The sequence below is a fragment of the Mucilaginibacter sp. P4_A11 genome (genome assembly GCF_056402535.1).
This window is the reverse complement of sequence record NZ_JBFUHE010000003.1, coordinates 325884-347899: the sequence shown is the minus strand read 5'-3', so window position 1 is coordinate 347899 and position 22016 is coordinate 325884. Positions and strand designations below refer to the sequence as shown.

Annotated in this window: 21 protein-coding genes; 16 read left to right on the top strand and 5 right to left on the bottom strand. The window is 41.9% G+C overall.

The window, feature by feature from the left end; genetic code table 11:
* Positions 1 to 351: 351 nt before the first annotated feature.
* On the bottom strand, positions 352 to 1491 hold the full coding sequence (locus tag AC1DUD_RS08430; protein WP_477373534.1) for a 5-(carboxyamino)imidazole ribonucleotide synthase: 1140 nt from the start codon (positions 1489 to 1491) through the stop codon (positions 352 to 354).
* Positions 1492 to 1556: 65 nt separating this feature from the next.
* Positions 1557 to 1946 carry a hypothetical protein gene (locus AC1DUD_RS08425; protein ID WP_477373532.1) on the bottom strand — a complete coding sequence of 130 codons (390 nt, stop codon included), beginning with the start codon at positions 1944 to 1946 and terminating at the stop codon, positions 1557 to 1559.
* A 196-nt stretch (positions 1947 to 2142) separates the two neighbouring features.
* Between AC1DUD_RS08425 and AC1DUD_RS08420 the strand changes: the two genes are divergently transcribed.
* Both AC1DUD_RS08420 and AC1DUD_RS08415 read left to right on the top strand, forming a co-directional pair.
* Positions 2143 to 3024: a glycosyltransferase family protein gene (locus AC1DUD_RS08420; protein WP_477373530.1), complete on the top strand. Its 882-nt coding sequence runs from the start codon at positions 2143 to 2145 to the stop codon at positions 3022 to 3024.
* Between the two features lie 56 nt (positions 3025 to 3080).
* Entirely contained in the window at positions 3081 to 3386 is a 306-nt protein-coding gene (locus tag AC1DUD_RS08415; RefSeq protein ID WP_477373528.1) for a hypothetical protein, read from the top strand.
* Positions 3387 to 3613: 227 nt separating this feature from the next.
* Here the strand turns inward: AC1DUD_RS08415 and AC1DUD_RS08410 are convergent, their stop codons facing one another.
* The gene (locus AC1DUD_RS08410) at positions 3614 to 4828 is read right to left on the bottom strand and encodes a BaiN/RdsA family NAD(P)/FAD-dependent oxidoreductase (RefSeq protein WP_477373526.1); all 1215 of its coding nucleotides are present in this window, start codon (positions 4826 to 4828) and stop codon (positions 3614 to 3616) included.
* Here AC1DUD_RS08410 and AC1DUD_RS08405 point away from each other — a divergent pair.
* The 7 genes from AC1DUD_RS08405 to AC1DUD_RS08375 all read left to right on the top strand — a co-directional run bounded on the left by AC1DUD_RS08405 (position 4827) and on the right by AC1DUD_RS08375 (position 8814).
* A complete protein-coding gene (locus tag AC1DUD_RS08405) occupies positions 4827 to 5435 on the top strand; it encodes an NADH-quinone oxidoreductase subunit A (RefSeq protein WP_477373524.1) in 609 nt (202 codons plus the stop codon). The genes AC1DUD_RS08410 and AC1DUD_RS08405 overlap by 2 nt on opposite strands.
* Positions 5428 to 5910 carry an NADH-quinone oxidoreductase subunit B gene (locus AC1DUD_RS08400; RefSeq protein WP_377022245.1) on the top strand — a complete coding sequence of 161 codons (483 nt, stop codon included), beginning with the start codon at positions 5428 to 5430 and terminating at the stop codon, positions 5908 to 5910. Before AC1DUD_RS08405 ends, AC1DUD_RS08400 begins: the two co-directional genes overlap by 8 nt.
* Before the next feature lie 15 nt (positions 5911 to 5925).
* Positions 5926 to 6213: a MafI family immunity protein gene (locus AC1DUD_RS08395; protein WP_477373522.1), complete on the top strand. Its 288-nt coding sequence runs from the start codon at positions 5926 to 5928 to the stop codon at positions 6211 to 6213.
* 28 nt (positions 6214 to 6241) lie between these two features.
* Positions 6242 to 6694 carry a DoxX family protein gene (locus tag AC1DUD_RS08390; protein ID WP_477373520.1) on the top strand — a complete coding sequence of 151 codons (453 nt, stop codon included), beginning with the start codon at positions 6242 to 6244 and terminating at the stop codon, positions 6692 to 6694.
* Between the two features lie 47 nt (positions 6695 to 6741).
* Complete coding sequence (locus AC1DUD_RS08385; protein WP_477373519.1) at positions 6742 to 7650, top strand: alpha/beta hydrolase fold domain-containing protein; 909 nt, start codon at positions 6742 to 6744, stop codon at positions 7648 to 7650.
* A gap of 127 nt (positions 7651 to 7777) precedes the next feature.
* A complete protein-coding gene (locus AC1DUD_RS08380; protein WP_477373517.1) occupies positions 7778 to 8263 on the top strand; it encodes a hypothetical protein in 486 nt (161 codons plus the stop codon).
* 2 nt (positions 8264 to 8265) lie between these two features.
* Positions 8266 to 8814 (top strand): GNAT family N-acetyltransferase, encoded by a 549-nt coding sequence (locus AC1DUD_RS08375; protein ID WP_477373515.1) that lies wholly within the window; start codon positions 8266 to 8268, stop codon positions 8812 to 8814.
* A 65-nt stretch (positions 8815 to 8879) separates the two neighbouring features.
* On the opposite strand, the gene AC1DUD_RS08370 is transcribed toward AC1DUD_RS08375, so the two are convergent.
* On the bottom strand, positions 8880 to 9467 hold the full coding sequence (locus tag AC1DUD_RS08370; protein ID WP_477373513.1) for a fasciclin domain-containing protein: 588 nt from the start codon (positions 9465 to 9467) through the stop codon (positions 8880 to 8882).
* 334 nt (positions 9468 to 9801) lie between these two features.
* Entirely contained in the window at positions 9802 to 10455 is a 654-nt protein-coding gene (locus AC1DUD_RS08365) for a hypothetical protein (RefSeq protein ID WP_477373511.1), read from the bottom strand.
* Between the two features lie 79 nt (positions 10456 to 10534).
* On the opposite strand from AC1DUD_RS08365, the gene AC1DUD_RS08360 reads away from it, so the two are divergent.
* The 7 genes from AC1DUD_RS08360 to AC1DUD_RS08330 all read left to right on the top strand — a co-directional run bounded on the left by AC1DUD_RS08360 (position 10535) and on the right by AC1DUD_RS08330 (position 21952).
* Complete coding sequence (locus AC1DUD_RS08360; protein WP_477373509.1) at positions 10535 to 11548, top strand: threonine aldolase family protein; 1014 nt, start codon at positions 10535 to 10537, stop codon at positions 11546 to 11548.
* Between the two features lie 148 nt (positions 11549 to 11696).
* Positions 11697 to 12248, top strand: coding sequence for a pyridoxamine 5'-phosphate oxidase family protein (locus AC1DUD_RS08355; protein ID WP_477373507.1), 552 nt, complete (start codon positions 11697 to 11699; stop codon positions 12246 to 12248).
* A gap of 177 nt (positions 12249 to 12425) precedes the next feature.
* On the top strand, positions 12426 to 13022 hold the full coding sequence (locus AC1DUD_RS08350; protein WP_477373505.1) for an RNA polymerase sigma factor: 597 nt from the start codon (positions 12426 to 12428) through the stop codon (positions 13020 to 13022).
* A 99-nt stretch (positions 13023 to 13121) separates the two neighbouring features.
* Positions 13122 to 14321, top strand: coding sequence for a FecR family protein (locus AC1DUD_RS08345; protein WP_477373503.1), 1200 nt, complete (start codon positions 13122 to 13124; stop codon positions 14319 to 14321).
* Between the two features lie 275 nt (positions 14322 to 14596).
* Entirely contained in the window at positions 14597 to 18037 is a 3441-nt protein-coding gene (locus AC1DUD_RS08340; RefSeq protein WP_477373501.1) for a TonB-dependent receptor, read from the top strand.
* Between the two features lie 23 nt (positions 18038 to 18060).
* Positions 18061 to 19566, top strand: a complete 1506-nt coding sequence (locus AC1DUD_RS08335) for a RagB/SusD family nutrient uptake outer membrane protein (RefSeq protein ID WP_477373499.1) — start codon at positions 18061 to 18063, stop codon at positions 19564 to 19566.
* Between the two features lie 103 nt (positions 19567 to 19669).
* Positions 19670 to 21952, top strand: a complete 2283-nt coding sequence (locus AC1DUD_RS08330) for a GH92 family glycosyl hydrolase (protein ID WP_477373497.1) — start codon at positions 19670 to 19672, stop codon at positions 21950 to 21952.
* Positions 21953 to 22016: the final 64 nt, after the last annotated feature.

The following is a 22016-nucleotide window of genomic DNA, read 5'->3' as shown; positions in this document are numbered from 1 at the left end:
GATTTTATTTTATAAGCGTCATTGCGAGGCACGAAGTAATCCCCGGTTAGCAGGTTCGCCCTGTATAGTTCGCGATTGCTTCGTGCCTTATAATGACGTAATTGTAAGTTGTTGATTATTAGGTGTGTTTTTAAAGCCGATTTTCTAACGTGGGCGTTGCCTGCGGCCCGGGCTTTCCGTTACAAGTCCTCGCCTTTCCTGCCCGCACTCCTTACACACGCTGTGGGCTTTACACTGCAATCCCTAACGCGGCCCCCGCACAAAATCCCTAAAATATATTTTACACGTCATCACGATTTTTTCCAGAGGTTCCCTGGTGGTTACTCGCATTGACGCGTGGTTATCTCTGTATTAACTAATTACCTTTAAAGTTTTCTGCACAAATCGTGCCTTTTCAATAGCTTTCTCCCTGTCGGCATCAACAATAGTAACATGCCCCATTTTCCTGAAAGGCTTGGTTAAAGCTTTGCCATAAAGGTGAATGTACACTCCAGGCACTTTCAATACCTTTTCGATGCCCTGATAAATGGCGGGGCCTTCATAACCGGCTTCGCCTAAAACGTTTACCATAATGGCATTGTTAAGGCAGGCAGTATCGCCTAATGGCTGGTTAAATATCGCCCTTAAATGTTGTTCAAATTGTGATACCACGTTGCCCTCAATGGTTTGGTGGCCGCTGTTATGCGGACGTGGGGCAAGTTCATTAACCAGGATGCGGCCGTGTTTATCTAAAAACATTTCAACTGCCAGTAAGCCTACAATTTTAAGACTGTCGGCAATTTTCTTGGCTATCTGTTCTGCTTTCTGCTGTATGGCGAAGGGGAGGGTAGATGGGGCTATCAAAAATTCCACAAGGTTGGCTTTAGGGTTAAATTCCATTTCAACCATCGGGAAAGTGCTTACCTCGCCGTTTTCATTACGGGCAACAATTACCGCGATCTCTTTTTCAAAATCGATCCATTTCTCAATAAGGCTTGGCTCTTTAAAAGCACCGGCAAGGTAACTCTCGTCAATTACTTTATATACGCCTTTACCGTCGTAGCCATCTTTACGCAGTTTTTGGATATAAGGGAAAGGGATCAGGCTTTGCTGAAGCTGTTGCGGCGACGATATGATCTGGAAATCAGCAGTAGGAATATCGTTCTCTTTGAAAAACTGTTTTTGCAAGCCTTTATCCTGGATCAACCGGATAATGCGCGATTGAGGGTAAACCAGTACGCCTTCCTTTTCCAATTGCTCAAGGGCATCAACGTTAACCTTCTCTATCTCAATGGTAAGGAGGTCGACAGTTTTGCCGAAGTTATATACCGTTTCGTAGTCGCCCAGCGAACCAACAGTAAACTCATCACAAAGTTTACGGCATGGCGCTTCACGATCGGGATCAAGTATTTTAACAGTAACGTTATAGTTTATGGCTTGCTGTATCAGCATGCGGCCTAATTGCCCGCCGCCTAAAATACCCAGTTTTAAATCTCCGTAAAATGCTTTCATATTTGAAGATGCAAGTTTAGCCTAAATCTTTCAAAAAGCCTATAAATGCTTTAAACAACAATAGCTTAACGACGTTTTTTGGTCATCAGGTAATAAAAAACGCTGTGTACCACTATGAAACTAATGGCCGTAATAAAGTAAACCGCTTTGTTTTCGGGACTCAATTGCAGGCGAAATGCAGTAATAGTAAACACAATAGAACCTGCATAATACAGCACCAGCCTAATAGACAAATTGTTGTAATATGCCGGATTGACCAAAAACAAGGCAGGGAGCGACATTATAAAAATGATAATATTAAGTAAGGCCACACCTTCGGATATAGAAGGCAATATTGCCTTCAAATCTTCGCCTACACCTTTATGCTGAAGTGCATAATAGATACAGCTTGCTATTATAGATATGATTACAGAAAATAGAAAAGTTTTAAAAAGTTGCCTGGCGAGTGCCTTCATAGTGATACTTTATTGATATGGGTTACCGCTGATGATGCGGTATATTAATAATGCAAATTAAAGCAACTGCGGGCAAAATGCCTTAATCCCAATGTCACAAATTGACAGTAACCACTGAGTAATGTCCTGAATCTTGCATCTACAAGTCTTGATTCTATCCTCAAATCTTGTTTCTCTTATTATCTTTACGCCGCTTATGAAAGTATCCGGTTTTACCTTTATCAGAAACGCTGTACGTAACGATTATCCAATTGTTGAGGCTATAACATCAATATTACCGCTTTGCGATGAATTTATTGTAGTAGTTGGTAATTCGGATGATGGCACCCGCGGATTGATCGAGGCTATCAACTCGCCAATCATCAAAATTATTGACTCGGTTTGGGATGAGTCATTGCGGGAGGGGGGAAAGGTTTTCGCAGCCGAAACGGATAAGGCGTTTGCAGCTATATCGTCTGATGCCGACTGGTGTTTTTATATCCAGGGCGATGAAGCGGTTCACGAAAAATATCATCCGCTCATCAAAAAGGAAATGCAGGACGCTTTAAATAAACCCAATATTGAAGGTCTGCTGTTTAAATACCTGCATTTTTATGGCTCCTATGATTATTACGGGCACTCAAGGCGTTGGTACCGCCGCGAGATCCGTTTGCTGAAGAATATCAAAGGGATCCATTCATATCGTGATGCACAAGGCTTCAGGCTTGATGATCGCAAGATAAATGTAAAGCTTATTGATGCCTATATATATCATTACGGCTGGGCAAAGCCATCGCAAGGGTTAACCCACAAAGTGCGTAACTTCAACAAGTTTTATCATGACGAAACCTGGTTTGCCGAACACCTACCCGAAACTTACGAGTTTGATTATGGCAATGCAGATCGCCTGATCCGCTTTACCGATACGCATCCGGCACCCATACAAAAACGAATAGCAGCCACTAACTGGAATATTGATTTTGACTCTAAAAAGCTGAGAGCAGGCATGGATTTTCGCCGCAAGGCACTACAGAAAATTGAAGACCTTACCGGCTGGCGTGTTGGTGAGTATCGGAATTATAAGATAGTAGAGCGGTAGGCAATTAAACGCTATTCAAAATATAATTAGCGATGCGGCCACCCGGCTAAAGCCGGGTGGCCGCATGGAAGATCGGTATTTACGCTCGTAGTTTTGGTGGCATTGTTTTGTCACTTCCATTTATAACCGATGCAACCAATTTGAAAAAAGTCAAAAAAAGTTTAAAAATAGAGCGAAATAAAGAAGGTGTTTTAGCTGCCTTTGAAACAGAGTTTTTTTACTATTTAAGGTTTTATTTATTGATAATCAGGTATTTAATAGCGCTTCGTGTGAAAGATTATGTGTTTGATAATCAGCGTGTTTCATTTTTAAGGTGTTCCGCGTTTACACTCTCAAAAAATGGAACAGTCCTCGTTTTATAAAAAATAACACCAGGACTTTTTTTAACTTTTTTTCGGAATCAAAAAATTGGGACCCCCAATTTGTTACAATTGAGAAGAGTTCTTTATAGCCCAGCGTCACTGTTATATCCTTCCTTATCCTTTCCGGAAACCTCCCCACGCTGAGTGATAGTAAATGAATGATAGGGGGAGGTTTAGCCGGTTGACAATAACATCAACGGAATCAACGTAATCAAAAAAATCAACGGTCATATGTTCTGTGCAATTACAAAACCACTTGCCCAGGCCCATTGAAAATTATAGCCGCCAAGCCATCCGGTAACATCTACGCATTCACCACCAAAAAACAGCCCGGGGATTTTTTTAGCTTCCAAAGTTTTGGATGATAGCTCGTCAGTTGCTACGCCGCCTCGCATCACTTCGGCCTTGTCATAACCTTTATCGCCAGCAGGTTTTACTTTGAAATCATGAATGAGCGTGCTGATACTTTCTATTTCAGATTTAGTAAGCGACGCCATATTCTTTTCCGCCGGGAGTTTATCGCTTAAAGCTTCGGCAAACTTGCGGGTGTATAAGGATGCAATATAGGCCAGCAGCATTTTTTTGCCGTTGGTTTCTTTTTCCTGCTGAATGAGGTCGGCAATGTTTTGATTGGGGAGCAGATCGATATTAATGGTTTCGCCTGGTTTCCAGTATGACGAGATCTGTAATATGGCCGGTCCGCTGAGGCCCCAGTGGGTAAACAGGATGTTTTCTTCAAAACTGGCCTTGTCGTTCCAAACACGGCAAAAAATACTGTTGCCAGATAGTTGCTCGTACCAGGGCTGATCCTTACCGGTAATAGTTAGCGGCACAAGAGCGGGGGCGGTATCGGTAACTTTTAAACCGAAATTACGGGCCGTTCGCAGGCCAAAATCGGTAGCGCCCATTTTAGGGATAGGTAAACCACCTGCTGCCATGACCACACTGGCGGCGCTTACATACTCCTGTTTGCCATTTATTTCGGCGCGTACTGTAAAGCCATCGTCAGTTTTTTCAACTGTTTTAACCTCAGCATTAACCCAAATCTCCTGCCCAAGATCATCGCACAGGTTAGTGAAAACCTCCACTACATCCTTTGCTTTATCGCTTACCGGGAAAAGCTGCCCTAACGTTTTTTCCTTGCCGATGATGCCATAGGTTTCAAAAAAGCTGATGGTATCATCAACTGTCCATTGCGAAAAGGCTGATTTACTGAAGTGTGGATTTTGCGAAATAAACTGCTGGTCGGTAGCGTAAAGGTTGGTGTAATTACAACGCCCGCCGCCGCTGATGAGGATCTTTGCGCCAACACGGTCGTTTTTTTCAAGTACTAATACACGCTTGCCTAAAAAGCCGGCCTGTACGGCGCACATAAGGCCGCATGCGCCTCCGCCAATTATTATAGCGTCAAAATCTGTTTGTTTTACTAAATTTGTACTCATGACGGATGTTTCGCAAATATCAGAATTTGGAAAGATACTCATCTTTATTATTACGGGGATAATAATGGTGTGCGTGATATTTTTTATCAACAAACTTTTGGCCCCGAATAACCCTAATGCCGAAAAATTAAGCTCGTACGAATGTGGTGAAGAACCTACCGGTAATGCCTGGTTGCCTTTTAATCCCCGTTTTTATGTTATAGCACTGGTTTTCCTGCTGTTTGATGTGGAGATGGTATTTATTTTTCCATGGGCAACCGTGTTTGGCAGCCACGAAATTGCAGCGCAGGATACGCGCTGGGGCTGGCTTTCACTTACCGAAATGTTTGTGTTTTTAGGGATCCTGATTATAGGTTTAATATACGTTTGGCGCAAAGGCGATCTGGACTGGATAAAACCAAGCCCGGTTGTACCACATACCGATGTGCATATCCCGCCATCGCTATATGAACAATTGAACCAGGAACAAGGCCGTTTTACGGTAAAAGCTTTCAACGCTGATACGGTAACAACCGCTGCTGCAACTGTTACTGCCACTGCTTCCGCCGCCGAGCCCGCCCGCAAACCTATGTTTAAACCAACGTTTAAAAAGCCTGCAAATGAGTAACGATATAACAAGCGAGAATGGTGGTGTAGTGATAACCAAAATGAACGACCTGCTCAATTGGGCCCGGTTATCATCGTTATGGCCGCTCAGTTTTGGCATAGCCTGTTGTGCAATTGAAATGATGGGCTCCATGGCTTCCACCTATGATCTGGATCGTTTTGGTGTTTTCCCCCGCCCGTCGGCCCGTCAGGCGGACGTGATTATTATTGCCGGCACAGTTACCTTTAAAATGGCCGAACGTATTAAACGCCTTTATGAGCAAATGCCCGAGCCTAAATACGTGATCTCGATGGGCTCATGCTCCAACTGCGGCGGCCCTTACTGGCAGCACGGCTATCATGTTGTAAAAGGCGTTGACAGGGTGATCCCTGTTGATGTTTATGTACAAGGTTGCCCCCCGCGACCTGAAGCACTTATCGGTGCTATTTTAGAATTGCAGAAAAAAATTGAAGGCGAACAATTGATCAAGGCGTAGTTTAAACTCACTGATATGTTTGGCTGGCTTAAAAATAAAGGTATTAAAGGCCGCATAGTAGCGCTGATAGATTTAGTCAGACAATTGGGCTTAGGCGAAAAAGATATGGCCATAGCTAAAGAGTACCTTGAATATAACGAATTGGGCTTAAGTTTTAATCATGTGATAACCCAAATAGCTGAATATAATATTGAGATAAACAAATCACTTTACTTAATGGTAGCTGATATTGCAAGCGAGTTGAAATTACCAGCTAATGAATACGATTTTTTGATTCCTTTAATAAAACAAGAAGTCTCTTAACCTTAACATTTTACTTTAATTGATTCTTATGAAAGTCCTGCTCGTTCTCATCATAAGTTTTATCCTTACCACCGTTATTTTCAGGCTGTTTATTGATGACTGGAATATCATCCTGAGCGGTAACATAGCCATGATGCTGATGCTTTGGTTTGCATCATTAGGGCATTTTATGTTTACCAAAGGCATGGTCATGATGATGCCGGCTTTTATCCCTTTTAAAGGGGCGTTAGTTTATTTAACCGGAGTAATGGAAATAATCCTTGGGGCATTGTTGATTATTAACACTACAAGGCACATTGCCGGAGTCATTTTACTCATCATGTTTACAGTAATGCTGCCTGCAAATATCAATGCTGCGATAAAGCGTGTTGATTTTGAAAAGGCAACGTATACCGGTAGCAGTACCGGCTACCTTTGGTTCCGCATTCCCTTGCAGTTGCTATTTATAGCCTGGGTATTGTATTTTTCTATTGGAATTTAATTGTTGACTTTCAAGGATATGCGTTATCTTTAAGCAATTAACCAATTATGAAAAAGATAGTTTACCCAATACTTATCGCCTTGATTTGTATTTTTACCTTATCTGCAAAAGCCCAAATATCAAGCCCCAAACAACCATTTTTCCCAAAAGGCACTGTATTGTATGGAGATATAAATTATGCCGGTGATACTTTAAAAAAGCACCTGCTGGATATTTATCTGCCTCCAGCAGCGAAAGATAGCTACCCGGTTATTATCTGGATCCATGGCGGTGCCTGGATGTTGAACGATAAGTATGCCGATATGGGTTATATGCAAAAAACGATTCAGGGTTTTATTGACAATGGTTATGCCGTGGCTTCTATTGATTATCGCTGGAGCACTACGGCTCCATTTCCGGCACAAATTCAGGATTGTAACCAGGCTATTGAGTTTCTTTATCAAAACGCTTCAAAATATAAGCTTAACAAGGATAAGTTTGGGCTGATCGGCTTTTCGGCCGGAGGGCATCTGGCATCGTTACTAGCTTTATCTAATAATAACAATATCAAACAGTTTTATCCGGAAGGAAGCAAACCTCATTTCAAAATAAAACTGGCGCTTGATTTTTATGGTCCGTCAAATTTCCTGTCGCTAAAAGGCAGTGATGTTAACGATCCAAAAAGTCCGGTTAACCTGCTGCTTGGCGCTTACCCTATCGACAGGCCCGATCTGGCCAATATAGCCAGCCCGGTTACTTACGTTGATAAAAATGATCCGCCATTCCTCATTGTTCAGGGTGAAAAGGACGAATCTGTAAATTATACCCAATCGGTTTTACTAAGTTCATACCTTAAACTTGCCGGGGTGAAAAATGAGCTTATCATTGTACCAAACGCACCGCATTATGGGGTGATGTTCGATGCTGAAGATATCAGGAAAAGAGTGTTTTATTTTATGGATACCTACTTGAAATAATAATCAAGTCGCAGAAACCGGGTGCAATTGAAGTTTTACTAATCAGGAAGCTCAGGTAAAAAATATGTTTCATACGCGATTTATCGAATCCTAAAACCATAAATTTACGCTTTTGTAATTTCTACCCATGCTAACAAAAGTAAACCCGAAGAAGAAAAGTAAACTTGTAAATATCCTGTTCGCCGGATTTATAACGGGCACGCTTGATGGGCTCGCAGCCATGATCCTGAACTATAAAGTAAATCCCGGCCTTATTTTTAAGTTTATTGCCAGTGGCGCTTTTGGTGCACCGGCTTTTGCAGGCGGGGCGGAGATCATAATTGCCGGCGTAATATTTCACTACGTTATCGCTTTTTTATTCAGCGCGGTATTTTTCCTGCTTTACCCATTCTTTTACAACGGGTTGCGCAATAAATACTTTGTAGCGATTATTTATGGTGTAACGGCCTGGCTCATCATGAATTTGGGCGTGGTGCCCCTGAGTAAAATAACCACGAAGCCTGGCTATCATATCCCTGTAAGCACCGCCCTTATCGGAATGCTGACGCTGGTAATTTGCGTTGGCTTGCCTGTGGTATTCATTGCCGATAGAGAAAATAAGAAACCCGCATAGTTATGGACGTGCCTGAAATGCCACTGCTTAGTACCAAACGCCTGCGCTTGCGCGGGTTGCTTGACTCGGATGCACCGCAAATATTGGCTATCCGTTCTAATCCCGAAGTGAACAAATATCTTGGGCGTTCAAATGACATTACTATTGATGACGCGCGCTCATTTATTAACAAGATTGAAGGTATAGTGAGCAAGGGCGAGGGCTTTTACTGGGCTATAACGCTAAAAGAGGACAACGATCTCATCGGAACCATATGTTACTGGAACCTTGAGCCAGCCGATCAAAAGGCGGAAATAGGGTATGAGCTTTATCCGGATCGACAAGGAAAGGGCTTAATGCAGGAGGCTTTATCGGCGGTGCTTAATTATGGTTTTGAAAAGGCGGGTTTTGAGGTAATAACTGCTTGTCCGGTCGAGGAGAATGAAAGCTCAGTTAAACTACTTGTGAAAAATGATTTTTATCTCGCTGGCCAGTTCCCTTCCGATAACGGTGAACATACTCTTCTTGACTACCGGCTAACCAAAGATTCCTGGCTTACACATAAGCCATAAATGAAAGAACCCGGCTTTTGGCCGGGCTCTTTGTGGAATTAAAACTTAAACAAAATATTTTGTGATTAAGGTGTCATGATACCATTAATTCCGTGTACAACACCATTACTTGCCTCAGTGTCAAACGATGTTACCAATACTGCGGCGCCTTTGGCATCGACAATCTGCAGGTTGCTTTTATCATTTACAGATAAGTGCAATGTTTGCCCGTCGATAGTTTTCAGGTCTGCTTTACCTTTTCCTGCACCTAAAGCCTTAATGATATCGGCTTTGGTATATTTACCCGCAACTACGTGATACTTCAGTATCGCCGCAAATTTGGCTGGGTCTTTCATCAGGGCATCAAACTGTGCTTTTGGCAATTTACTGAAAGCTACATCATTTGGTGCAAATATGGTGAACGGGCCCGGTGCCTGCAAAGTTGGCTCAAGCTGTGCCGATTTTATTGCAAGCGCCATTGGCGCATAGTTAGTTGAGGTTGCCATCACGCCAACCACATCATTTGATGCAGCAGCTGTTGATGGGGTTGTTGCAGGAGCGGCAGTTGTTTTAGCAGTATCCTTTTTGGTTGTATCCTGTGTTTGAGCTATTGCCTGGTTTGATAAAAAACCAATGGCTAATGAAGCAACGGCTATTAAAACTGACTTTTTCATGTTCATCTTTCTTTCTGTTTTTGTTAGTAAATAAAATGTAATGAGTAGTCGTTTGTGTCGATATAATTAATTAAAAGTTATTTATTTGGTCAATTACTATAGTTTAATAACTTGTAATTACGCTAAATGGTTTTTAATTAATTAATATTTGTGGGTAAACACGTGATGTTCAGGGGAGAAAAAAGAGAAATTGGTGCGATCCTTAACGATCAGATATGAGATCTGAGACGTGAGATGTAGAACAAAGAGGCTTCGCTGATGACGCCTTAAATACTTATGAGGTGTAACCCAAACTTACGAAGTTTTCAAAACTTCGTAAGTTTTATATGCTTATCTACAGCCTTGCTTTTTGCAACTCGTTGAACTTTGCAATGAGCTTATCAATGCTCTTGATATTGAATTTATGCTCGTGAATCTGATCTACAAGGTCAGGTTCATCGCCCATAATATCGCTCATAATATCTTCAAAGTTTTCATTGGTAAGGCGTTTCATACCGGCGGTGTTTTCTCCATAATAGTATGTGGTTTTTGAGCTGCCCCCGCGACCGCCGCCACCGCCAAGATTAATCCCTATACCGCCGCCAATTCCGCCGCCGTAACCACCACTGCCGTAGCCTGCCGATACACCGGGGCTAATGCCAAAGCCGCTACCGCCTCCTCCTTTACCTCCCTTTGCCATGAATAGCTTCACCGGCTCGTCAAGTAACACCTGTACAAAGTCAGTTTCCTCTTTGGTCCATGATTCATTTGCCGGTGCGTGGGCTACAACAAAGCTGTCCTGGCCTGCAACAAACGACCTTAAATCGCTGGCACTTAGCTTATATGGATTGTTTTTTTCGTTTTCCTTAAATTCAATAAAGCCTTCACCTTTTATCGGCCCTTTTCCCGAAGGATTGGTGCGGATCAGCCCGGTTTCTCGGTTGCCTTTTACGTCGGTAAAGCTACCTACTTGCCATTTTTGCGATTTTGCTGATACAAAACACAGCATGAAAAATAAAATGATTAAAATTGAGCGCATAACATGTTCGGAATACTGATACAAAGAACGCAAATTTTATAAATTTAATATGACCACTGTCGATTTACGAAGCGATACTGTAACTAAACCAACTCCCGGCATGCTTGAGGCCATGTGGAGCGCCAAAGTAGGCGATGACGTTTTTGGTGAGGACGAAACCATAAATGCTCTTGAAGTAAAATCAGCCTCCATTTTTGGTATGGAAGCCGCTATCTTTTGTCCGTCGGGTACTATGACCAACCAAATTGCTATTAAATGCTTTACCCAGCCGCTTGATGAACTCATTGCCGATCAAACCGCACACGTTTACCGGTATGAGGGTGGGGGGATAGCCTTTAACTCGGGGGTGTCAACCCGGTTATTGGATGGTTACCGGGGAATCCTAACGCCCGAAATGATAGAGCCCGAGATCAATGCCGAAAATATCCATTACCCGCATACCAGTTTGGTGGTGTTGGAAAACACAGTTAATAAAGGTGGTGGTAGTTGCTATACGCTTGAACATATCAAACCCATCGCCGACCTTTGCCAACAAAAGGGCTTAATGCTTCACCTTGACGGCGCCAGGATCTTTAACGCACTTACCCATACCGGCGATGCTGCGGTTGATTACGGGAAATATTTCAACGGCATTTCGGTGTGCCTATCGAAAGGATTGGGGGCACCTGTAGGTTCGGTCTTACTGGCCGATAAGGAAACCATCAAATACGCCCGCCGTATTCGTAAAGTATTGGGTGGCGGCATGCGCCAGGCAGGGTTTTTAGCTGCTGCAGCAATTTACGCGCTTGACCATCACGTTGAACGCCTGAAGATTGATCATGCACATGCCCGCATTTTAGGTGATGAGTTGAGCCGCCTGCCATGGGTAAGTAATGTAATCCCTGTTGAAACTAATATCGTTTTGTTTGATACCGTTGAACCAGCTGCTGCAGTGCTGGCTAAGCTTGCTGAAAAAGGGATTAAAGCCAGCGATACAGGCAAAAACCGGATCCGCTTTGTAACGCACCTGGATGTGTATGCTGAGCAGGTGGAGTATACTGTGGAGGTATTGAAAGGATTGTAAATTTCTCCCGCTGTATATAATACAAGTTTGAAAATCTATATATAACAAGGGGCTTCAGTCGAATTTTGGCTGAAGCTTTTTATTTAATTAACACAAGGCTAAAACGATTATGCTTATATTTGAGTATCGTTAATTAAAACCTTGTAATATGGGTAAGTTTTTTAATGAGATACTTGATCACCATAAGGATTTCATTGCCCATCAAAAAATCTTTTTTGTAGCTACTGCGCCATTAATGGCCAATGGACATGTAAACCTTTCACCAAAAGATAGCGCGAGTTTCCGAATCCTTTCCAATAACCGGGTAGCTTACATGGATATTATAGGCAGCGGTAATGAAACTGCTGCGCACCTGCTCGAAAACCGCCGTATAACGTTTATGTTTTGCGCTTTTGACGGGCCTCCGAATATCCTGAGGTTATATGGCAAAGGCTACAGTGTTTTACCTCATGATGGTAATGAAGAGTGGGAGGAGCTTGCTGCATATTTCAACATTCACCTGGCCACACGGCAAATTATAGTAGGTGAAATTGATATGGTACAAACCTCATGTGGTTTTAGTGTACCTCTTTACGAGTATTTAGGCGAACGCGATTATGCTGTAAAATGGGCCGAAAAGAAAGGCGAACAAGGACTGGCCGATTATAAGCAGGAGAAAAACCGGATTAGTTTAGATGGTTTGCCGACCCCATTGTACTGATACTATTTTATTTAAATACATACTTAATAGTTAAACAACTTTAAGGAATAGGCCATCGCCATATTTTTTTGAAACATTCCAATTGCTTTATAGTTATATCTTGGTTTCATCGATATAATTATTAATGCTGCAAATACTGCGATTTTTATAATATTTGCAGCAACCATACATCAACCTATGTTTGAATTTACTCAATTAGATGAGAAAGAACTGCTTATGCAAGTGGCTCAGGGCAATGAGTTTGCTTTCCGGCAGTTGTTTTCAGCTTACCATCAGCGTTTAGGAGTTCATATTTTGCGTATAACCCATTCTGTTGAACTGGCCGAAGAGGTTGTGCAGGATGTTTTTATGAAAATATGGATGTCCCGTGAATCACTTACGGGGGTTGATAATTTCAAAGCTTACTTGTTTGTAATTTCAAAAAACCATGCTTTAAACTGTTTTCGAAAAGTTGCCCGTGAGCAAATGCAGCTTAAAAAGTTGGAAGAAACCCGCATTGTACCTTTTAACGCCGAAGTGCAGGAAACAGACCAATATTATAATTTGATTGACGAGGCAATAAATCAGTTGCCGGCTCAGCAGCAAAAGGTTTATCTTATGAGCAGACATAACCGTTTAAAATATCATGAAATTGCCGATGAGCTGGAGCTATCCCGCGAAACAGTTAAGAAATACCTCCAAATTGCCACAACCTCAATAAAAGAATATGTGCATGAGCGTATGGAAGTTATAGCAATGATTATAGCGTTAATCCACTTTTTTTATTTTTTTTAAAAAGCTCTACCCCCTTTTTTAATATTACAGGTGTCATGTATATGAGATCTGCCCGAACTCACTGTAGCCAATTATACAGTTATACCGAAAAATATTACTATGAGCGAACTTTACGCCCGGCTTGACTATTTATTTAACAGTTATTATAATGGCACCGCCACGCAGGCCGAGCGTGATGAACTTTTTGAGATCATCAACTCATCGGCAACGGATGCAGAGCTTGCTGCACTTATACATCATGCGTGGGATAGTCTTGACGATCAGGGGCCGCTTTTTGACCGCTCGAAAAGTGAGGATATGCTCACACGGATCTTAAGGACTAATACCGAACAAACTGCCCAGCTCCCGATAAAGAATAATAATTTACCATGGAGAAAGTTGGGTGTTGCTGCTTCATTATTATTTCTTGTAGGCTTTGGCGCTTACATTTATAGCAATCAAAAAAAACAAGCTGTTACAAAAAAAACCATTGCTCAAACTCGTCCTAAAAATGATGTTTTACCGGGTGGTAATAAAGCTGTATTAACCCTGGCAAACGGTAAAACCATTACGCTTGATAGCGCGCAAAACGGTTTGCTGGCACAACAGGGTACTACTAAGATCAATAAAACCCGCAACGGCCAGCTGGTTTATAAAGCCGGCAGCAACATTGATGCTGATGCTTTGGCTATAAATACTGTTTCAACTCCGCGTGGCGGCCAGTATCAGCTGGTCTTGTCGGATGGGAGCAAGGTTTGTCTGAATTCGGCATCATCATTAAGTTTTCCAACCAGGTTTACCGGCAAAACGCGTGAGGTCACCATTACCGGCGAAGCTTACTTTGAGGTTGCTAAAAACCCGCAGATGCCTTTCAGGGTTAAATCCGATAACACAACAGTTGAAGTTTTAGGAACGCATTTTAATATCATGGCTTATAATGACGAAGCCGAAATGAAAACTACTTTATTAGAAGGCTCGGTAAAAATAACAAACGGCACTGCAAGCGGCATGTTAAAGCCCGGACAGCAGGCTGTACTCAATAAAGCAGGCAGGCTGAAAGTACTTAACGATGTTGATGTAGATGATGAAATAGCCTGGAAAGACGGCATTTTTCAATTCAGAGATGCAGGGATAGATGCCATTATGAGGCAGGCTGCCCGCTGGTATGATGTGGAGGTGGCCTATGAAGGTAAGATACCACAGCGCGAATTTACAGGCCGGATCTCCCGTAACGTAAAAGCATCCGAGTTAATGAACATGTTGGGTTACGCGGGGGTGAAATTTAAGATTCAAGATAAGCGCATTACTATACAGCAATAGCATAATTATTATACCTACTATATTAAACAACCAATTGTTAACAATTTAAACAACCCTATGATGGAAGAAATACCTAAGAAAAGTTAGCCCGACCCCATGGGACTAAAATGGTAAAACGGTTTATCATGTGTTTGAACACGTGTATCCAATTCCAAAACCAGCATATAAAAAAACCGGGAAGTATTCGCAGTACGTTCCCGGCATAAATATCTGGGTCCCAAAAATCTACAATCGACGAATTGAAAGTTAATGTTTAACCCAAACTCTACAAACTTATGAATTTTAATTCTAAGGCCACGCCTTTGGCATGGCCCCAATTACGCAAATTTATATTGGCCATGAAGCTAACTGCCTTTATTATAATTGCGGCCCTTACCAATGTGAGCGCCAAAAGTTATAGCCAAATAGTTACTTTGCACCAAAAAAACACTACCGTTGAAAAAGTACTCCGCTCAATAGAAAAGCAAACCGGCTATCATTTTATGTATGACAAGCAGGATGTTTCAAAAGCAGGAGAAATCAACATTGAAGTTGCAAACGTATCTATCGAAAACGCGCTTGATCAGTGCTTTAAAGATCAGCCGCTTACCTACAAAATTTTTGATCAAACCATTGTCGTAAAAAAGAAGGACGCACCGGTTGTTACGCAAATAGCTGTTGCTCCTATAAAGATAACAGGTACTGTTAGCGATGCCAAAGGCCCGCTTCCGGGTGTTACTGTTAAGGTAAAAGGCACTAATGTTGGTGCGCAAACCGATGTTAACGGTAAATACACCTTAAACGCACCTGATGGTAACGGCACACTGGTGTTTACTTTCATAGGATACACCGCCAAGGAAGTACCTATTGCAGGTAAAACGCAGATTGATGTTGTTTTGGCCGAAGAACCGAAAGCATTGAGCGAGGTTGTAGTAATTGGTTACGGTACATCTAAACGTATAGATTTAACCGGTTCTGTTGGTAGCGTTAGCGGTAAACAATTGCAAGACAGGCCTCAAACTAACCTTGAGCAGGAATTGTCCGGTAAAATTGCCGGTGTAAACGTATCAACAAATTCTGGTGCGCCAGGTGGCGCTACCAAAATCCGGATCCGTGGTTACAGCTCCATCAATACCAATACCGATCCGTTGTATGTAGTTGATGGTGTTGTTTGGACAGAAGGTGGTAACTCCATCAACCCTAACGATATTGAAACGATCGACGTTTTAAAGGACGCCTCATCAACAGCTATTTATGGTACACGCGGTGCAAACGGTGTAATATTGGTAACTACCAAAAGAGGTAAAAAAGGTGGTACAGTTAGTTACGATTCATATGTGGCTATAAACCATATGGCCAAGGAATTACCAGTATTAAACTCTGCCCAGTTTATGCAGGTAGAAGATATTTCATACGCCAACATCAAAAAATACGATCCTACAGGATGGGCAGCAGGTAAATATGTTGACCAGGATCCGGTTAAATTGCGTACAGCCCTTATCGGCAAGTTATTTGACTCTAACCTGAAGCCATTATATGATGTAGATTGGCAAAAGGCTACAACCCGTACATCTGTTAGTCAAAATCATAACCTGGCTTTTACAGGTGGCTCTGATAACATTAACTACGGTTTGTTTATGAATTATGCCGATGATGAGGGTATTATATTAAACAGCTACCTTAAACGTTACAACGTACGCTTAACTTTTGATAATCAGATTAAACCATGGTTAAAAGTTGGCGCTACCTTAAACTATAATAACCAGGATAAACGTACTGCAGATGACGGTACAGGTGGTAACAATATCCCGCGTATGTTAATTGAAATGGTTCCGTTTATTCCTATCAAATACCCGGACGGAACTTATGGAAAACGTACAGATTACCCTAATTTAGAAGGTGGCGATAACCCGGTAGCACAGGCAAACGAAGTTGAATCATTATACAAAACCCGTGTTTTTAGTGGTAATGGTTATGCCAATATTAATATCATACCTGGTTTAGATTTCCGTAGTGTACTGGGTGTAACAACATCAGCCAACTACAACCCACACTTCGCAAGTGGTTTGGTTGGTGGCCCTTCAGCAAGCCAAACGTATAGTTCGGCATCAATAGATGAGGCTAACAACACTTACTGGCAATGGGATAACTATGCAACATATAATAAGGTATTTAACAAAGTACACTCATTAAATGTTGTTGCAGGTTATGAAAAAACAAACTTCCAGCAAACCGGCGTATATGCAGCAACCAATAACCTGGCCGATAATTACTATCAGTATTATAACTTGAGTGCCGGTTCAATTCCTGCTATACCAAAATCAAACTACCTTGCATATCAGTTTGAATCGATTTTTGGCCGTATTAACTATAGTTACAATGATAGATATTTATTAACTGTAACCGGCAGGAGGGATGGTTCATCTCGTTTTGGTACTAACGTAAAAAACGGCTTTTTTCCTTCAGCTGCCTTTGCCTGGAAAGCTTCACAAGAAGATTTCTTAAAAGACAACAAGACGCTGTCTGATTTAAAATTCAGGGTAAGCTATGGTTTAACGGGTAACTCCGAAATTGGCTCGTATCAGTCTTTGGCTCAAATAAATACGGTCAATTATGTATTTAACGGCGCGCAAGCTATCGGAACCCAGCAAACAACTATCGGTAATGAAGACCTGTCATGGGAAAAAACTTCTGAATATGACCTTGGTGTATCGTTTGGTTTATTTAATAACCGCATTACAGTTGATGCTGATGCTTATCTTAAAAAGACTAAAGCGTTGCTACTTGACGCGCCATTGCCAGAAACCAGCGGTTTTAAGAGTGTTTATAAAAACATTGGCAAGCTGGAGAACAAAGGTTTGGAGTTAACTATCAATTCTACCAACATAAAAACAGCAAACTTTACCTGGAACTCTTCATTCAATATCTCGTTCCTGAAAAACAAAGTGTTGCAATTAGGCGCAGCTAACGATGATATCTTCCTTGCCCCAACGTTTCTTTCGCAATTTAACCTGATGCGTGTAGGTTTACCTGCAGGTAGTTTTTATGGCTACAAGGTGTTGGGTACATGGGGTACAGCAGAAGCTTCGCAAGCAGCTGTTTTTAACAAATTGCCCGGCGATTTAAAAATACAGGATACCAATGGTGATGGTAAAATCACATCTGATGATAAGGTTATACTGGGTAAATCATTGCCAAGCGGTTACGGTACATTTAGCAATACTTTCCGTTACAAAGCAATTGATTTGGGTATAGACCTGCAATTTAACTATGGTAACCAGATCATGAACTTAACCCGTCACTCGGGCCAGGATCGTACCGGGCAGGCTAATAGCTATGCTACTGTATTAAACGCATGGACACCAACCAACCAAAATACCAGTATAGCAGAAGACAGACCGGCTTATGTATACTATCAAACAGAAATATATTCAACAAAAGTTGAAAGCGGCAACTTTATACGCGGCCGTGCGGTAACACTTGGGTATAACTTTCCTGAATCAATTACATCTAAATTAAAATTGAGCAGATTAAGAATATACCTGCAAGCTCAAAACCTGTTTGTAATTACAAAATATACCGGTTACGATCCTGAAGTTTCTACCTACAACAACAATACCGCTTATACACAAGGTACACAAAACCAGAACAACACCAGTAACTTCACACAGGGCATTCAATTTTATGATTATCCAAAACCCAGAACTTTCTTATTTGGATTAAATGCCAGTTTCTAATTTAAACGTTAAAACATACTCATATGAAGTTTAATTTAAAAAAATACAGGATCGGTTATTCGTTACTGATTCTCACCATATTAATAAGCAGTTGCAAAAAAGACCTCATTGAAAAAAATAAAGGTGGTTTTGTGAAAAGTAATTATTTTACTACTGCCAGCCAGGCGCAAACCTTTGTCAATGGTATTTATCAAAGCCTATATATGTTTCAAAACGGCGATGCCTATGGCGAAAGCCCGTTTATAACAATTGAGCTTTTTGCCGGTCACTCTACGTCACTTGGACAAAGCGTAAATAACAATAACGTTATAAATAACCGGACTGATGCGGTTAATCCGGGTTTTGAGACTGTTTGGAAAAACAGTTATAGTGCTATTTCAAATGCTAACATTGCGCTTGCCAGTATACCCGGAATTACGCCGTTTCCCGATGCCGACAAAAAAGCTTTATTAGGTCAGGCTTACTTTTTAAGGGCGTTCTTTTACTATCACCTGGTAAGGTTATATGGCGATGTGCCGTTGATTACTGCCCCGGTAACCATTAGCAGTCCGGATTTATACCCGACTCGTGCAGCCGCATCTGCTGTTTATGATCAAATAATAAGTGATTTAAAAGCTGCCGAGGCTTCGGGCTTATCGGCGTCTGATAAAACCGGAAGAGTATCATTAGGAGCTGTCCGCACTTTGTTGGCCAGCGTTTATTTAACTACTGCAGGTTTCCCGCTTAAAAAGACTGAAAACTATGCTTTAGCCGCTACAGAAATATTGCCGGTTATTAATGGTACCGATTATACTTTGTTTGATAAGTATGATTATTTGCATGATAATCAACATAAAAATCAGGGCGAACTTATATTTCAGTCAAATTACCTGGTTGGTGTTGCTACCAATTCAATTCCACAGTTAACATTACCTTTTAACTTGCTTGTTGGTGCCTATAACGACCACCTTGGTGCGATGATCCCTACCGACGCATTCTTTAGTAGCTACGAGGCAGGCGATTTACGTACCCAGGAAAGACAGTTTTATTTTTCAAGCTACCCTTCATTTAAAGATGGTACTACAATAACATTTGGCGAGCATGCGCTTTACAAATATTTCCACGTAGAAAGTGCTTTAGGTAATGGTTCAAGCGATGAAAACTGGACCTTTTTACGTTTGCCTGAAGCGATGTTGATATATGCTGAAGCAAGCAACGAAGCAGAGAATGGGCCTAACGCGTTAGCCTTAGCGCAACTTAACAAAATCAGGGCCCGCGCTCAGCTGGCCCCGCTTGCCGGATTAAGCCAGGCAGCTTTCCGTACTGCGGTTTGGAAAGAACGTTATCATGAGTTAGCTTATGAAAATAAAGCTTATTTCGATATTCAGCGTACGCACATGATTTATGATGTGATCAACAATACATTTGGCGATGCTACCTCAACTAAAAATGAGCAGAATGTAACCATGAAAGCACAATATTACCTGTGGCCAATACCGCAGCGTGAGATCAGCACTAATAATAAATTGACCCAAAATCCGGGTTGGTAATTGTATATTGCAAATAATACAAATAAAAGACTGGCCATATCAAGCCAGTCTTTTATATTTACGGCTGGTAAAACGTTTCACCAAAAATTTAATACTGAAAACAATGAAAAAAGCCCTGGTACTTATCACATCCGTGTTGTTGGCCTCCGGTACTTTTGCTCAGCAGGTAAATAAAGTTACCGACCCTGTTGAGTACATCAACCCGTTGATGGGTACCGACTCGCACTACGATCTTTCAAATGGTAACACTTATCCTGCTATTGCCCTGCCCTGGGGTATGAACTTTTGGACACCGCAAACCGGTGTTATGGGTGATGGGTGGGCGTACACTTATGACGCGCACAAGATTCGCGGATTTAAACAAACCCACCAGCCATCACCATGGATGAACGACTATGGGCAATTTGCTATTATGCCGGTTACCAAACACGCGGTAGTAGGGCAAAATAAAAGGGCAAGCTGGTTCTCGCACAAGGCAGAAACCGCTAAACCATACTATTACAGCGTTTACCTGGCCGACCATGACGTAACTACCGAAATTACCCCAACCGAGCGTTCGGCACAGTTCAGGTTTACCTATCCTAAAACTGATAGCTCATTTGTTGTGATCGACGCGCTGAACAAAGGTTCGTACGTAAAAATCATGCCTGATCAAAAGAAGATTGTAGGCTACTCAACAAAATATGCACGCGGTCCGCTTAAAAATTTTAAAAACTACTTTGTTATTTATGTAGATAAGCCGATCACTTATGCGCATACTTTCAGCGATACTACCCAGGCAGATGGCTTGGAGTTAAAAGCTGAGCATGCCAGCGCTTTGATAGGTTTTAAAACCACACAAGGCGAAAAAGTTCATTTACGTGTTGCTTCATCGTTCATCAGTATTGAGCAGGCCGAAGTTAGCCTGGAGCGCGAGCAAGGAAAAGACAGCTTTGATGTAACCGAACAAAAAGCCAAGGCTGTTTGGAACAAAACCCTGAATCACTTACAGGTTGAAGGCGGCTCTGTTGACCAGATGCGTACTTTTTACTCATGCTTTTACCGCATGGTTTTCTTCCCGAACAAATTGTATGAAATAGACAAGGATAACAAGATTGTGCATTATAGCGCATCTACAGGTAAAGTATTCCCTGGTTATAAGTTTGCAGGTACAGGTTTCTGGGATACCTTCAGGGCTTTATATCCTTTCCTGAACCTGGTTTATCCATCTATCAATAAAGAAATGCAGGAAGGCCTGATAAACGACTATAAAGAAGGCGGCTGGTTACCAGAGTGGTCAAGCCCTGGTTATTCGGCAGTAATGATCGGTAACAACTCTGCGTCGGTAGTTTCTGAAGCTTACCTGAAAGGTTTACGCGGATATGATATCGGTACTTTGTGGGAGGCTTTGGTACATGGCGCCAATAATGCCGGTCCGCAGGCTACAGGCAGGCAGGGAGTAGAGTACTACAACAAATTAGGTTATGTGCCTTATGATGTAAAAATAGATGAAAACGCTGCCCGCACATTGGAGTATGCTTACGATGATTTTGCCATATATAAATTAGGTAAAGCGCTTGGTAAACCGGAGTCAGAGATCGGTATTTACAAAGCAAGGGCAATGAACTATAAGAATTTGTTTGACCCTGAAACCAAATTGATGCGTGGTAAGAACCAGGATGGTACGTTTGAAAAACCATTCAGTCCGTTTAAATGGGGAGATGCATTTACCGAAGGTAATAGCTGGCATTATAGCTGGAGTGTTTTTCAGGATATGCAGGGCTTGATTGACCTGATGGGCGGCAGGCAAAAGTTTATCACCAAGCTTGATTCGGTATTTACCATGCCGCCGGTATTTGACGATAGCTACTACGGTGGCACTATTCATGAGATCCGCGAAATGCAGATCATGAACATGGGGCAGTATGCACATGGCAATCAGCCCATCCAGCATATGATTTACCTATATAACTACGCAGGTGAGCCATGGAAAACCCAGTTCCATGTGCGTGATGCCATGGAAAAGCTTTACAAAGCTACACCTGATGGTTACTGCGGCGATGAAGACAACGGTCAAACGTCAGCATGGTATGTGTTCTCAGCAATGGGTTTTTACCCGGTAACCCCGGCCAGCGATCAATACGTATTAGGTACGCCGCTATTCAAGAAAATTACTTTAAACCTTGAGAACGGTAAAACTGTTGTAATTAATGCGGCTAACAATAGTCCGGCTAATAAATACATCAATACATTAAGCGTTAACGGTAAGCCGTATGATTTAACCTGGTTAAGTCATTCAGAGCTTAAAAAAGGTGCGGTGCTTAACTTTAACATGGCACCTAAGCCTAATAAAACAAGGGCTGTAAAAGTGAGTGATGTGCCGTATTCGTTAAGTACGGAAAAATAATAAATATTTTCGTCATTGCGAGGTACGAAGCAATCCCAAACTGTACAGAAGGATTTGCATAGCC